At 42.9% G+C, this 13,716-nt stretch carries 13 protein-coding genes and 3 tRNA genes; 3 read left to right on the top strand and 13 right to left on the bottom strand.

From position 1 onward, the window contains the following. Positions 1 to 59 precede the first annotated feature (59 nt). The 9 genes from N473_RS18000 to xerD all read right to left on the bottom strand — a co-directional run bounded on the left by N473_RS18000 (position 60) and on the right by xerD (position 7,385). A tRNA-Arg gene (locus N473_RS18000) sits at positions 60 to 136 on the bottom strand. Between the two features lie 57 nt (positions 137 to 193). Beyond that, positions 194 to 270 (bottom strand) — tRNA-Arg (locus tag N473_RS17995). A 24-nt stretch (positions 271 to 294) separates the two neighbouring features. Beyond that, positions 295 to 387, bottom strand: a tRNA-Ser gene (locus N473_RS17990). A 114-nt stretch (positions 388 to 501) separates the two neighbouring features. Beyond that, a complete protein-coding gene (locus N473_RS17985) occupies positions 502 to 687 on the bottom strand; it encodes a hypothetical protein (RefSeq protein ID WP_063369115.1) in 186 nt (61 codons plus the stop codon). A gap of 248 nt (positions 688 to 935) precedes the next feature. Then, entirely contained in the window at positions 936 to 2,477 is a 1,542-nt protein-coding gene (gene lysS, locus N473_RS17980; RefSeq protein WP_039611667.1) for a lysine--tRNA ligase, read from the bottom strand. A 27-nt stretch (positions 2,478 to 2,504) separates the two neighbouring features. Then, a protein-coding gene (gene prfB, locus N473_RS17975; protein WP_155735649.1) for a peptide chain release factor 2 occupies positions 2,505 to 3,603 on the bottom strand; the annotation gives its coding sequence in 2 pieces (ribosomal slippage) (positions 2,505 to 3,527 and positions 3,529 to 3,603; 1,098 coding nt in all). Positions 3,604 to 3,806: 203 nt separating this feature from the next. After that, complete coding sequence (gene recJ, locus N473_RS17970; protein ID WP_063369113.1) at positions 3,807 to 5,537, bottom strand: single-stranded-DNA-specific exonuclease RecJ; 1,731 nt, start codon at positions 5,535 to 5,537, stop codon at positions 3,807 to 3,809. A 123-nt stretch (positions 5,538 to 5,660) separates the two neighbouring features. After that, complete coding sequence (gene dsbC / locus N473_RS17965; protein ID WP_063369129.1) at positions 5,661 to 6,392, bottom strand: bifunctional protein-disulfide isomerase/oxidoreductase DsbC; 732 nt, start codon at positions 6,390 to 6,392, stop codon at positions 5,661 to 5,663. A 63-nt stretch (positions 6,393 to 6,455) separates the two neighbouring features. After that, positions 6,456 to 7,385, bottom strand: coding sequence for a site-specific tyrosine recombinase XerD (gene xerD, locus N473_RS17960; RefSeq protein ID WP_063369112.1), 930 nt, complete (start codon positions 7,383 to 7,385; stop codon positions 6,456 to 6,458). Between the two features lie 77 nt (positions 7,386 to 7,462). Here xerD and fldB point away from each other — a divergent pair, with 77 nt between their 5' ends. Then, complete coding sequence (fldB, locus tag N473_RS17955) at positions 7,463 to 7,984, top strand: flavodoxin FldB (RefSeq protein WP_039611670.1); 522 nt, start codon at positions 7,463 to 7,465, stop codon at positions 7,982 to 7,984. Between the two features lie 32 nt (positions 7,985 to 8,016). Here the strand turns inward: fldB and N473_RS17950 are convergent, their stop codons facing one another. Next, positions 8,017 to 8,526, bottom strand: a complete 510-nt coding sequence (locus N473_RS17950; protein WP_231099594.1) for a hypothetical protein — start codon at positions 8,524 to 8,526, stop codon at positions 8,017 to 8,019. A 39-nt stretch (positions 8,527 to 8,565) separates the two neighbouring features. Continuing rightward, on the bottom strand, positions 8,566 to 9,264 hold the full coding sequence (locus N473_RS17945; protein WP_063369111.1) for a tRNA1(Val) (adenine(37)-N6)-methyltransferase: 699 nt from the start codon (positions 9,262 to 9,264) through the stop codon (positions 8,566 to 8,568). A gap of 67 nt (positions 9,265 to 9,331) precedes the next feature. On the opposite strand from N473_RS17945, the gene srmB reads away from it, so the two are divergent. Together srmB and N473_RS17935 are read left to right on the top strand one after the other, a co-directional pair. Beyond that, complete coding sequence (srmB, locus tag N473_RS17940) at positions 9,332 to 10,564, top strand: ATP-dependent RNA helicase SrmB (protein ID WP_063369110.1); 1,233 nt, start codon at positions 9,332 to 9,334, stop codon at positions 10,562 to 10,564. 155 nt (positions 10,565 to 10,719) lie between these two features. Then, positions 10,720 to 11,514, top strand: coding sequence for a hypothetical protein (locus N473_RS17935; RefSeq protein WP_063369109.1), 795 nt, complete (start codon positions 10,720 to 10,722; stop codon positions 11,512 to 11,514). Here the strand turns inward: N473_RS17935 and N473_RS17930 are convergent. Both N473_RS17930 and yaaA read right to left on the bottom strand, forming a co-directional pair. Further along, a complete protein-coding gene (locus N473_RS17930; RefSeq protein WP_063369108.1) occupies positions 11,471 to 12,646 on the bottom strand; it encodes an MFS transporter in 1,176 nt (391 codons plus the stop codon). The two genes, N473_RS17935 and N473_RS17930, sit on opposite strands and share 44 nt — an antisense overlap. Before the next feature lie 205 nt (positions 12,647 to 12,851). Then, on the bottom strand, positions 12,852 to 13,631 hold the full coding sequence (gene yaaA, locus N473_RS17925) for a peroxide stress protein YaaA (RefSeq protein ID WP_039611675.1): 780 nt from the start codon (positions 13,629 to 13,631) through the stop codon (positions 12,852 to 12,854). Positions 13,632 to 13,716: the final 85 nt, after the last annotated feature.

Here is a 13,716-nt window from a genome sequence, read left to right as displayed (position 1 = left end):
CCGTAATATCAATTTTAACACTTGAACAGTGCCTCTTTTATTTTCCACTTAGAGATAAGTGGCGGACGCGGGAGGATTCGAACCTCCGACCGCCTGGTTCGTAGCCAGGTACTCTATCCAGCTGAGCTACGCGTCCGTAATATCAATTTTAACACCTGAAAAGTGCCTCTTTTATTTTCCACTTAGAGATAAGTGGCGGACGCGGGAGGATTCGAACCTCCGACCGCCTGGTTCGTAGCCAGGTACTCTATCCAGCTGAGCTACGCGTCCAATTACAAAGAAAACCATTATAAATGGCGGAGGGGGAGGGATTCGAACCCTCGATAGGGCTACAAACCCTATACTCCCTTAGCAGGGGAGCGCCTTCAGCCACTCGGCCACCTCTCCGTCTTTGTGGGGCGTATAATATAGAACAGAAAAAATAAGTCAAACACTTTTCTTGTAAAAAATGACTATATGGTGACAGATTGAACACACTGTCTTTTTTTCTAACAAATTGCTCTAATCATAGTCATTTCTTGGGGTTGTAGAAGAAGTGAATTGACTCATCAGGCGCTGCTTTCGATCAAAAACCTCTTCAAGGTAGGAGTCTAAATAGCCTAGTTTCTGAAACTCGTTGATACACTGTCTGCAATATTCCCTTCTCGCAGCTTCATGCTTGATTTGTTCTTCATCTATTTTCGGCATAATTTATGTATTCTTATTGCTTATTATCTGTGATTCATCCTAAATGCCCACACAGTATAGAAATGCACAATTCAATTGCCAACTAAGTCACTTTAGATATTTTGTTTTTATTTCAGAAACAAAAACAATAAAGCACTGTTTTAGAATATAAATAATAAAATTATTGCTAAATGATAAATTATTTTTGAGAAATGTCTTACACAGATCAAAGAAAAGCGCCTCAATGGCGCTTATCTTTCAATATTATTTTAGTCTGCTTGCGGACGCATGTGCGGGAACAAAATAACATCTTTAATGGTTGGTGAGTCAGTAAATAACATAACCAAACGGTCGATACCGATACCTTCACCAGCCGTTGGCGGAAGACCATACTCTAGTGCTTGAATATAATCAGCATCGTAGTGCATTGCTTCATCATCACCAGCATCTTTTTCTTCTACCTGACGTGCAAAGCGCTCAGCCTGATCTTGTGCGTCGTTAAGCTCAGAGAAGCCATTCGCCAATTCACGACCACCTACGAAAAACTCGAAACGATCAGTAATGAATGGGTTTTCATCGTTACGACGAGCAAGTGGTGACACTTCCCACGGGTACTCAGTAATGAAAGTCGGTTGAATTAGCTTGTGCTCTGCTGTTTCTTCAAAGATCTCACATAAGAACTTACCAGCACCCCATACACATTTCTCAGGGATCTTAACGTGTACTTTCTTTGCGTAAGTCACTAGCTCATCAAAGTGGTTTTCAGGATCTTTAAAGATGTGCGCAATTTCTTCAGCATCAGGACCATACTTGATGATGGCATCTGCCATAGATAGACGCTCGAACTGCTTACCGAAGTCATACTCGATAGTCTCAGTGACTTCACCTTCAGCGTTCTTAACTGTGTTAATCACTGTTGTAGTACCAAGTACATCTTGTGCAACAGTACGCAGCATGTCTTCAGTTAAGTTCATTAGGTCATTGTAGTCCGCGTATGCTTGGTAGAATTCGATCATCGTGAATTCTGGGTTGTGACGCGTTGAAAGACCTTCGTTACGGAAGTTACGGTTGATCTCGAATACACGGTCAAAACCACCAACTACCAAACGCTTAAGGTAAAGCTCTGGCGCGATACGTAGATACATGTCGATGTCTAATGCATTGTGGTGAGTCACGAATGGACGCGCTGTTGCACCACCAGGAATAACCTGAAGCATTGGCGTTTCTACTTCCATAAAGTCACGCTCAGCTAAGAAACGACGAATACCTTCGATCACTTTTGAACGAATGCGGAACGTCTCACGCGTGTCCATGTTGGTGATCAGGTCAACATAACGCTGACGGTATTTTGCTTCTTGGTCTGTTAGACCGTGGAACTTCTCTGGTAATGGACGTAGTGACTTAGTTAGTAGCTCGTACTGAACCATGTCTACATAAAGGTCGCCTTTACCTGATTTATGAAGTGGACCAGAAACACCAATGATGTCTCCAATATCAAGTTGACCATACTTTTCTTTCAGTGCTTTTTGCACATCTTTAGAAGCATACGCCTGAATTCGGCCTTTCATATCTTGTAATACAAGGAAAGGACCGCGCTTTGCCAGGATACGACCAGCAACTGACACCTGATGGTCTAATTCAACAAGCTCTTCTTTCGATTTATCACCAAACTTAGCCTGTAGATCAGCCGTATAATCTTCACGGCGGAAGGTGTTCGGGTGGCCATTGGCATCACAATTCTCACGAATTGAGTCCAATTTTGCGCGACGCTCAGCAATGAGTTTGTTTTCGTCTTGGATTTGATCTGTCATTTTATAGCTCTTAGTTTAGCTTGTTGATTAAAGGCCTGATTTCAGGCTAGCTTCGATAAATTTATCTAAATCACCGTCGAGTACCGCTTGCGTATTGCGATTCTCAACGCCAGTTCTTAAATCTTTGATCCGCGAGTCATCTAGTACATACGAACGGATTTGACTCCCCCACCCGATGTCTGATTTCGCATCTTCTTGCGACTGTTTTTCAGCGTTCTGTTTTTTCATTTCAAGTTCAAACAGTTTTGCTTTTAACTGCTTCATTGCTTGTGCTTTGTTTTTATGCTGAGAACGGTCATTCTGACACTGTACTACGGTATTCGTTGGTAAGTGGGTAATACGTACCGCAGACTCTGTACGGTTTACGTGCTGACCACCCGCCCCTGACGCACGATATACGTCAATACGTAAATCTGCAGGGTTAATTTCAATTTCAATATTGTCGTCAATTTCAGGGTAAATAAATGCAGAGGCAAAAGAAGTGTGTCGACGACCAGTCGAATCAAATGGACTCTTACGAACTAAACGGTGAACTCCCGTTTCAGTGCGTAACCAACCATAAGCATATTCACCGGATACGCGAACAGTCGCGCCTTTAATACCGGCGACATCGCCATCTGTTGCTTCAACGATTTCGACCTTAAAGCCTTTCGCTTCTGCCCAGCGTAAATACATACGCAGCAACATGTTACACCAATCTTGTGCTTCTGTACCGCCTGATCCAGACTGTAAATCGATATAGGCATCGTTGGCATCTTGCTCACCTGAGAACATGCGACGGAATTCTAGTTTTTCTAACTGAGCAACCAAGCCCTCTACTTCTTGCTGTGCTTCAACAAATGTGTCTTCGTCTTCAGCTTCAACAGCCAGTTCCACTAGACCTTCAGCATCATCTGCACCAGCAACGAGGTTGTCAATAGTTTCAACTATCACCTCTAATGAGGACTTTTCACGGCCTAAAGCCTGTGCTTTTTCGGGCTCATTCCATACTGCCGGATCTTCAAGCTCTGCATTGACTTCCTCTAAACGCTCTTGTTTTAGAGCATAGTCAAAGATACCCCCGAAGAAGCTCAGTACGTTCGCGAATTTCCTTGATTTGATTAATCACAGGATTCACTTCAAACATCTACATTACTCCAATTTACACCTTAAACATCTAGCCCACACACAGTATTTTCGATTCAATTTACGGTGTTTGTTCTGGTAGGCTATCTAAACGGCCAATACTATCAAAATTTGCCATCATATATCAGCCCCAAAATGCGATAATTTTGGGGTTTAACCCAGATATATAACTTTAATGAGCAAATCAAGTGGCACTATGCCCAACTACATTGCAGCAGCTTGGATTTCACGAACAATCAACTGCAGTGAAAACTTACCTCTAAACTCATTGATATCTAACTGATACGCTATATCTGCGTGCTGGGCCGACATATTTGGCCATGCTCTCACATCAACGTTAAATGCAATGGCATCCACCAGTTTGCCTGTAGGGTGTTTTAACACTAACTTAAGGTGTTTTTCGGCCACCAAACGTTGCTGCACCAACTCAAAGCGTTCACTAAAAATTGGCTCTGGAAATTGCTGCCCCCAGGGACCTGCAGCTTGGAGCATATTGGCAAAATCCATGTTAAAACATTCGCTCGGTAATGCCCCATCTGTCAGTAAAACGCTCTGTTTCAACTCTTCAGTCAACTGCTGTTCGACTTCAGCTTCAAACGCTTCTTTAAATGCAGCAAATTGAGACTCATTGATACTGAGTCCAGCGGCCATAGCATGACCACCAAACTTCAGAATTAAACCTGGATTTTGAGTATTAATATGCTCGAGTAAATCCCGCATATGGATCCCTTCGATAGACCTACAAGACCCTTTGATCTGTCCATCATCTCCTTGTGCAAAAATCACAGCGGGCCTGTGATACTTCTCTTTTAAACGACCAGCCAAGATACCAATCACACCTTGGTGCCAGTCATCCTGATATAAACACACAGCTGTCGGTACACTTTGAGATTGATAGCTTAATCGTTCCAGCACAGCTTGCGCCTCTTGCTGCATACCCTGCTCTATTTCACGCCTTTCATGGTTTAAGCTATCAAGCTCATTCGCAATCCGACGCGCCTGATATTCATCTTTCGCTAACAGACAAGCAATACCCAAACTCATATCATCCAAACGACCCGCGGCATTGAGCCTAGGTGCCAGCGAAAAGCCGAAATCACTGGCTGTGAGCCGGTTCATATTGCGATTCGAGACTTCAATTAGGGCTTTAATCCCAGGTCGTGTTTGACCATTTTTTATGCGGGCCAGCCCTTGGAAAACCAAAGTACGATTGTTCGCATCCAACGCAACCACATCGGCGACAGTGCCCAATGCCACAATATCTAGCAATGATGCTAAATTTGGCTCTCGGCGCTGGTGTGTCTCGAAATAAGATATAGACCGCAAATGGTGCCTCAGTGCAATTAATAAATAAAACGCAACGCCAACACCGGCTATCGACTTTGATGGAAACTGGCAGTCATGTCGGTTGGGGTTAATAATCGCATCAGCATTAGGTAATTGCGCACCTTGTAAATGGTGATCGGTCACGATAACTTTGATACCTGCCGCCTTAACAATGTCGATACCAGCAATACAGGAAATACCATTGTCGACCGTAATCACCAAATCTGGTGCAAGTTGCACAATTTGCTCAGCCAACGCAGGACTCAACCCATATCCAAGACTAAACCTATCAGGCACCAAATAATCTACATGATTAAAGCCAAATTCAGGCAACCCTTGCATCAGCACTGCGGTACTGGTGGCACCATCAGCATCAAAGTCACCCACAATCAGAATGCGCTGCTGAGCATCAAGTGCGGCTGCCAAAATATCACAGGCAACTGATATATCTTTAAATAGCTTGAAATCAAGCAGTGTTGCTGCGCTATTATTTAACTCAATTGCAGATTGTACACCTCGCGCCGCATAGAGTTGCTTAATGACAGGGTGGAGGGTATCCGGCAAGTAACTATCATCAATACGCTCTCGTGGCTGGATCTTAGTTTGCATAAAACTCTGATTACTCTTTATTGAACTGTTTCTGTATTAAAATTGTGCCGATGAAAAATCAATTACAGGCACAAAAAAAGGCCTAACGGCCTTTTTTCACAATGTGTCTATTATACGTAAAGCTTAAGACTTTGCATTTCTTTCTAAAGATGCAGCTAACTCTGCAGCAGGCTGGTAACCTGGAATAATCGTACCGTCACCAAGAATAATCGCCGGCGTGCCAGTTACACCAAACTTTTGACCTAGCTGATAGTGCTCAGCAACAGGGGCTGTACAATCTTTAACATCAGCAACAGGGTTACCTGCTTTAGCTTCCGTCATCGCCGTTGCCGAATCTTGTGCACACCACACATTCATCAAATCTTCATAGCCTTGGCTTTGGATACCACCACGTGGGAATGCCAAGTATTTAACTGTGATCCCCGCTTCTAGATAGTCTTCTAACTCACGGTGCAATTTGCGACAGTAACCACAAGTGATATCAGTAAAGATGGTCACTTGATGCTTCTCATTTTTCGCCTTGTATACGATCATCGAATCTTCGTATTTCTTTAAGCCTTCTTTACGAACACCGCTTAATGCATCTTCGGTCAAATTTTTTCTGTTTGGAATATCGATCAATGCACCCTGCATTAAATAGCGACCATCAGTACTTGAGTAGAAAACACCACGATCTGTGATCACGGTTTTCAATCCAGGAATTGGACTATCAGTAATGTCATTCACTGATAATCCTAGACCCGCTAGTGACTGCTGAATAGGGTTAATTGCAAAAACTCCCTCTTTTTGCGTTGTTTCTTCTGCATAAGCAGAAACACTGGCCGCAAGCGCGGCTGCTAAAAATAACTTTTTCATCTTTGTTCTCGTAAATTCGTTTTTCATTCATCACTAAGACCGTGAAACTTCAAAAAAATTCCATCAAGCCCGAGGATGGTGCTGCTCATGTAAAGATTTTAATCTCTCACTGGCAACATGTGTATAAATTTGTGTCGTTGACAAGTCACTATGACCCAACATCATTTGCACAACGCGTAAGTCCGCTCCATGATTCAGCAAATGTGTTGCAAATGCATGACGTAACGTGTGTGGCGATAACGGAGACTTGACATCAGCCAACATAGCATAGTGTTTGATTCTATGCCAAAAAGTTTGCCGTGTCATACCTATACCTCGTTTAGATGGGAAGACAAAGTCATTGGCATGCTTAACCATTTGAGGCCTGCCGACTTTCAAAAACTGTTCGACCCAACGCAATGATTCTTGACCCATCGGCACCATGCGCTCCTTGCCGCCTTTCCCCTTAACTAACACAACTGCTTGACGCAAGTTGATTTGCTCTATCCGCAATCCAACCAGCTCTGTCACGCGCAAACCCGTGGCGTATAGAAGCTCCAGCATAGCTTTATCTCGCAGCCCCATCGCATCTTCGATATTAGGCGCATTTAACAAAGCTTCCACCTCTTGCTCTGAAAGCGTTTTTGGCAAAGACTGTACTGTTTTAGGTTGCGCAATATTCACCAGTGGACTTTGGGAGATTTTTTTCTGATTAACCCAATATAGGTAAAACCTTTTCAATGCACTAATTGAGCGAGCGGTACTTCTTGGTTTCAGGCCTAAATCAACACGATATGCCAAATAAGCCTCAACATCAGCGGGCCCCACTGCGAGAATATCGTGACCATCAAGGTGTGTACTCAAAAAATTTGAAAACTTCTCTAAATCAGTTCTGTACGCGGCAATGGTATTATCACTTAACCCTTGCTCTAAGAACAACGCATCTAAAAATGACTCTATAGGGTCAAAATAGTCATCTTCTATTTCTTCTGATATGGTTTCTTGTTCGTTCACGGGCTGCCTGTATCAATTGATTAAGCCTTAAGGTAGACTGCCCTCATATAATAACAGCCATTTGAGTGAAGAATACAATGCAAATCGGGTTATTTTACGGTTCAACAACCTGTTATACAGAAATGGCCGCCGAAAAAATACAAGAAATCATTGGGAAAGATGTCATATCTTTACATAATATCAAAGATGAACCACTTAAAAACGCAGAGCAGTTTGACTTTGTGATCTTTGGTATTTCAACATGGGACTTTGGAGAGTTACAAGAAGACTGGGAATCTCACTGGGATGACATCGATGGTGTTGACCTAAGTGGAAAAACCATCGCCTTATTTGGCATGGGCGATCAGCAAGGTTATGGGCAGTGGTTCCAAGATGCTCTGGGTATGCTTCATGATAAAATCGCACCTCAAGGCGCTAATTTTATTGGCTTTTGGCCTAATTCAGATGACTATGAATTTGAAGCATCAAAAGCATTAACAGAAGATGGTAAACACTTTGTCGGCCTTGCTCTAGACGAAGACAGCCAATACGACAAGAGTGATGAGCGCATCGCCACCTGGATTGAGCAGGTGATGACTGAATATGCTGAAACACTCTAACTCTGCTTGAGCGGGCATCCCCGCTCACACACTTAGACCCAAGACACCGTTCGGATCCAAGCCTGCATGTTGGGAAAACCTTGCTCTGGACAACTCATTTGATAAGCACCTAATAACGGGTGACCTATGCCGCCACCTTGCTCAAAAGCCTGGATCAGGTTGTCGCTATTTCCTCTATATCCATCGTCATGAAAGACAACATCGAGAGAAAAGCCAAGGTATTTGGCTGCGGCAACAGACCATGCTGTGGCCGCCATTTCTTCGCCCATCATTTGCTGCTTTGGACGCTGATGCTGAAGCCCTGTTTTATAAATATCTCCATCTAAAAGATGTCGCTCTTTAGGTTCACATACCGCATAATGCCCAGCTTCATGCAATATATCTCCGGGATGACGCAACTTAGCCATATCAATGTCTAAGACACCTTGACTATGCCTGAGCCCGGGTAAAAAAGTGTCTCCAGTGAACTCTAATACCCGATATGGCAAACCAATTTCATTCAAAAAGTTTAATATCAGTTGCACTTGCTGTGCGTGCTCCATCACACTCTCCATTCATTGTGCATACGTTCGTACACGGTTTTACATTTTTAAATAAAAAGCACGACACAAATGCGTATACTCAGCGCTGTATTGATTATTGCCATCATAAATACACAAAGACTCTGTCGCCAATGCCTGCTCTACTTTAGATAATTCAAACATGATCCGTGACACAGATTTAGAGGGCGTCGTTTTCACATCGCATTGACGAATCAAAAAGAGCCCCTTTGCTTGTGCAAGCGCAATAAATATATGTGCTCCCTCTGAGGGCAGTATAATAGCCAGCCTGCCACTTTCTGATGAAAGCCGCAAAAAAGATGCAATTAAATCTGCAAAGCTCAAACTATCTGTATGCCTTGCTAAATTTCGCTGTGCATTTTCTCCTTTTAAGCTTGCTTGAAAATAAGGTGGATTGCTAAATATCAAATCAAACTTGTCCTGCGACTCAAATTCTTGCACGGCTATACGATGCAGTCGAATATCTGGCCACGGCGAGCACGCAATATTATGACTTGCATCTTTACTTGCCTGCGCATCTATTTCAATCGCAGATAACGTTAAATCTGGTAACCGTTGTTTTGCCATTAAACTCAACAACCCCGTCCCTGCACCTATATCAAGTACATTTTTCGCATTATCGAGCGATAACCACGCGCCAAACATGATCCCATCCGTTGAAACCTTCATTGCGGCATGGTTTTGGTCAATTTTAAATTGTTTAAATGCAAAGCTTGCCATATTGCACCTTTTAGAAAACGCTAAGCACAAGTATAATTCCGCTATTGTCCTTTATTTGTGATGCATTATGCAATTTTCTGAATTTGATCTTGATGGCAAAGTACTCTCTGCCATAAAAAAAATCGGTTATACAACCGCCACCAGCATTCAACAGCTGGCTATCCCTGAAGCGCTACTTGGGCGTGACATTCTTGCATCAGCACCCACTGGCACAGGAAAAACAGCCGCTTTTCTTATTCCTGCGATTCAATACTTGCTGGATTTTCCAAGAAAAGATCCAGGTTTTGCACGTGTCTTAATTATGACACCTACCAGAGAGCTTGCTTATCAAGTACACGAACAGTGTCAGGCACTTTCAGAAAACACACATTTGCGTATTGGTGTTGTCACAGGTGGTATCAACTATGGCAGCCACAAGGAAATCTTCGAAAAAAACAATGATATTCTGATAGCCACCCCGGGTCGCTTAATGGAATACTTGGAAACTGAAAACTTCCACGCTGACAACGTCGAGTTACTGGTACTCGATGAGGCCGACCGCATGCTAGACATGGGCTTCAAAAAAGAAATGCTACGTATTTGTGAAGAGGCTAAAAACCGCCGTCAAGGCTTCTTATTCTCCGCAACACTTGAAGGTGATAGCGTTGAGTTATTCGCTGAACGCATGCTCAATGACCCTGCATTACTGGAAGCTGAGCCATCAAGAAAAGAAAAAGGCAAAATCCACCAGTGGGCTCATCTTGCCGACGACTACACCCATAAATTAGCGCTATTAACGCACTTACTTAAAAGCGAAGAAGTCGAAAAAGCCATTGTTTTTGTTAAAACTCGAGAGCGTCTAGAGCAGTTAATTGGTGAGCTGTATGCCAATGAAATCAAGACTACTTGGCTACGGGGTGAAATGCCGCAAGATAAGCGCATGTCAGCCATGGCGAGCTTCCACAGTGGTAGAACCAACATCCTAGTTGCAACAGACGTTGCTGCACGAGGCATCGATGTTCCCGACATAACGCACGTAATCAACTTTGATATGCCACGCACTGCAGATATTTATGTTCACCGTATTGGCCGTACAGGTCGCGCAGGCAAAAAAGGGACGGCTATCTCACTGATTGAAGCACATGACGTTGAAATTTTAGGTAAAGTCGAGCGTTATACAGATCAAAAATTAAAACGCCGTGCCATTGAAGGGCTTGAGCCGAAGCACAAAGAAGCTAAAGCACCGAAAAAGAAAAAAGACGCAGCAAAAATTAAAGCCAAGAAAAAAGCGGCTAAAAGTAAAAAGAAAAAGAAAAAATAATCAAAAAGCCCCGGTTGGGGCTTTTTTGTATCGCGTAGTTGCTGCTAATCTTAATTTAACTTTGTGTTGTTAACATACAAAAGAATAGCGCATTTCATACTCCTGACGTGTTTAAATATCACACTTTACGAAGATCAATATAAAATCTAATCATCATGAATGAGCAGCAACGGCAACAATTAGAAAGTCACTTGGCACACCTAAGGCTCGAAATCGATCCTGTATTAGCAAAACAATATCCAAGCTTTGCGGGAAAGCCCTACCCTCTTGGACGTTGCAAAGAGATTCGCAACGCCATACTTGATAAACTACATATACAATTAGCACAAGAGAAAATACCTGAAGCAATAAAGCCCCTTGCAGCCCAGTTAAGTGGTGAGCAAACACTTAAACCAGTCTGGGGATCTCTCAGAGATGAATACTTCCAAAATGCCATTTTAATTGACGACTGGTATATTGATGCCGCAAACGATACCGTGAACCCAAACAAACCACGTGTAGAGGTGGTAAAACTTGAAAAAAGCGGCTTTAGTCCCATCTCAAGCTTTGAGCAGTTTTGTGCTATTGCACAAAAATACTGGCAAGTTACTTTATATAAAAATGACGTATTTCCTGCACTTGCACCGTTTTTACCGCTTGTGTGTGTCAATCAGCAAGGCGTTTGCTGGCTGGGTGCCGCCAATGATGACATGATCTCATTGGCCAGGACATCAGAATTTACCTTAAGTGAGCGCGTATTAGCCACCTTGCCAAGCACACCAAATCACATAAAAACGGCTTGGTATACTCACTATAACCACCTGCCAGAACACTTATTGCAACAAACACAGGTAGACCCTGTCACCTACTGTCAATCATACCGTATACAACATAAACACTCAGACCTTCTGTTTCGAGATGAAATTGTTAAGGCTTATCTGCAATTGGCAAAAGGGGTGAGCGTCGTCTAAACCAAACGGATGCTATGAAAGCCAACAAAACAACGGGGATAGACCACACATTTAAAGCCTGCCAACCAATTTTGCTCTCTAGCCAACCAGCAAACAAAGACGAGAGTACCACCATACTAAAAACCACAAACTCATTCGACGCTTGCGCCTTAGCGCGCTCGTGCGGACGGTAGGTCTCACTCACCAATGAGGTGGCACTAATAAACATAAAATTCCACCCCACACCGAGCAAAAATAAGGCTATCAAGAAGTGCCAATGGCTCACTCCCAGTAGATTAATGATGGCGCAACCCAGCATGAGTAAACACCCAATCATAATCACTGCCACCGGTGTGTATTTCTCCACCAGCTTACCCGTGAAAAAAGAAGGTAAGAACATACCAAGTACATGCCACTCAATTACCAAAGCAGAATCTGCTAAATCAAAACCATGACGATGCATTGCCAGCGGAGTTGCTGTCATCAATAAGTTCATGACAGAGTAACTTATCATGCCTATGAATGCGGCAATCATAAATTGCGGCTGAGTTATTATCAGTTTAATTGGCCTTTGTTGAAAAAGGCTTTGTTGACCTGATATCTCATTGAAAGCGACCAGTTGTAATAGTGTCAGAGCAAGTAAATACACACAGGTCAATGCCAAAAATGAATTTGCAAAATTAATCTCCGGTAAGTAGTGATTCACCCAAACTGCCAAGTTGGGCCCCAGCACTGCTGCGATAACGCCACTGGCCATAATCATCGAAATAGCACGTGCAGGTTTGTCACTGACCTCAATGGCAGCAAAACGATACAAGGTGGCGAAGCCAATACCGATACCAATGAGAAATGTGGCTAAACAAAATAAATAAAACTGACTATTTATCAGTGCCAAATACCCCAATATTGCACCAGAGGTACCAATCAGATTGCCCATACTAAAACCTAACTTTCGGCCGGTTTTAGCCATCACCAATGAAGCAGGTACAGTTGCAAGCAGTAATCCCAACATTTGGGTCGCGATCGGCAAAGTGATCAAGGTGTCTGACGCACTTAGCTTTTGGCCAACTAAAGCACTGATTGTCACCAGTAAGATATTACCCGTGGTCATCAGCCCTTGGCAGCATGCCAATAAAAAGACATTTTTATTCATTATTCAGTGTCCTTACTTTTTTGCAAAAAATAGACGGTTTCAGCTAAGGCTAGAAAGTAATATCGAAATGAAAACAGGGTGATGAACGAACAAGTCAGACGGTTACAGCATATGTTACCTCATCACAGCGGTCTAATACGATGAGGTAATAATCACTAACGTACTGCGTTGTGCATTCAGTGCTTTTTAGAGCTAAATACAATAACTAGGCTTGCTCTTCACGCAAAAATACCGGCTCATTCGCTTTTTGTGTCGCTTCTTCACTAAAATAATAGCCCGCGATGTCGAATGCTTTCAGTGACTCAATGTCTTTAACATTATTTTCCATAATATATCTGGCCATCATGCCACGCGCTTTTTTCGCATAGAAGCTAATCACTTTATATTGGCCATTTTTACAATCTTTAAATACCGGAGTAATAATGTCAGCATTAAGTGCTTTTTTGTTTACGGCTTTAAAGTATTCATTGGAGGCCAAGTTAATAAGCTGATTAGAACCTGACGCTGACAATGCTTCATTCAGTTTTTCTGCGATAACCGTGCCCCAAAACTCATACAAGTTTTTCCCGCGCGTATTCGCCAATTTTGTGCCCATCTCTAGACGGTATGCCTGCATAAGATCTAATGGTTTTAGTACCCCGTAAAGGCCAGACAAGATTCTTAAGTGTTGCTGAGTGTAGTCAATAGCTTCTTCTGATAATGTGGTCGCATCAAGGCCAGTGTACACATCACCATTAAACGCAAAAATCGCTTGTTTTGCATTATCAGTTGTAAATGGCTGAGACCAGTCGGCAAATCTTGCCGCATTTAAACCAGCCAGTTTATCGCTGATTTTCATCAAACTACCGATTTCTTGAGGACTTAAGTCACGACAGACTGAAATTAATGCTTCAGAATGCGTCAATAACTCAGGTAGGGTGTGGCGCGTTGTCGGCGCACTAGAGTCGTAATCGAGATTTTTTGCAGGTGAAATAACCGTGATCATTGATAGCCTATTGACTTAAATATTGATTAATGTCAATTTCAACACTATCCACAGTTGATCGCAAGCGTAAAATCTTCCGCCTTTG

Origin of the sequence: Pseudoalteromonas luteoviolacea CPMOR-1 (genome assembly GCF_001625685.1) — a bacterium.
Lineage (GTDB): Bacteria > Pseudomonadota > Gammaproteobacteria > Enterobacterales > Alteromonadaceae > Pseudoalteromonas > Pseudoalteromonas luteoviolacea_K.
This window is presented reverse-complemented; position numbering and strand designations above follow the sequence as displayed.

What these genes read in the sequence shown, in the direction of transcription:
- N473_RS17950 (WP_231099594.1), bottom strand. Translation starts at nt 8,526, where the DNA reads ATGGAGCACGCACAGCAAGTGCAACTGATATTAAACTTTTTGAATGAA.
- recJ (WP_063369113.1), bottom strand. Translation starts at nt 5,537, where the DNA reads ATGCAAACTAAGATCCAGCCACGAGAGCGTATTGATGATAGTTACTTG.
- yaaA (WP_039611675.1), bottom strand. Translation starts at nt 13,631, where the DNA reads ATGATCACGGTTATTTCACCTGCAAAAAATCTCGATTACGACTCTAGT.
- N473_RS17930 (WP_063369108.1), bottom strand. Translation starts at nt 12,646, where the DNA reads ATGAATAAAAATGTCTTTTTATTGGCATGCTGCCAAGGGCTGATGACC.
- N473_RS17985 (WP_063369115.1), bottom strand. Translation starts at nt 687, where the DNA reads ATGCCGAAAATAGATGAAGAACAAATCAAGCATGAAGCTGCGAGAAGG.
- fldB (WP_039611670.1), top strand. Translation starts at nt 7,463, where the DNA reads ATGCAAATCGGGTTATTTTACGGTTCAACAACCTGTTATACAGAAATG.
- dsbC (WP_063369129.1), bottom strand. Translation starts at nt 6,392, where the DNA reads ATGAAAAAGTTATTTTTAGCAGCCGCGCTTGCGGCCAGTGTTTCTGCT.
- N473_RS17945 (WP_063369111.1), bottom strand. Translation starts at nt 9,264, where the DNA reads ATGGCAAGCTTTGCATTTAAACAATTTAAAATTGACCAAAACCATGCC.
- lysS (WP_039611667.1), bottom strand. Translation starts at nt 2,477, where the DNA reads ATGACAGATCAAATCCAAGACGAAAACAAACTCATTGCTGAGCGTCGC.
- srmB (WP_063369110.1), top strand. Translation starts at nt 9,332, where the DNA reads ATGCAATTTTCTGAATTTGATCTTGATGGCAAAGTACTCTCTGCCATA.
- N473_RS17935 (WP_063369109.1), top strand. Translation starts at nt 10,720, where the DNA reads ATGAATGAGCAGCAACGGCAACAATTAGAAAGTCACTTGGCACACCTA.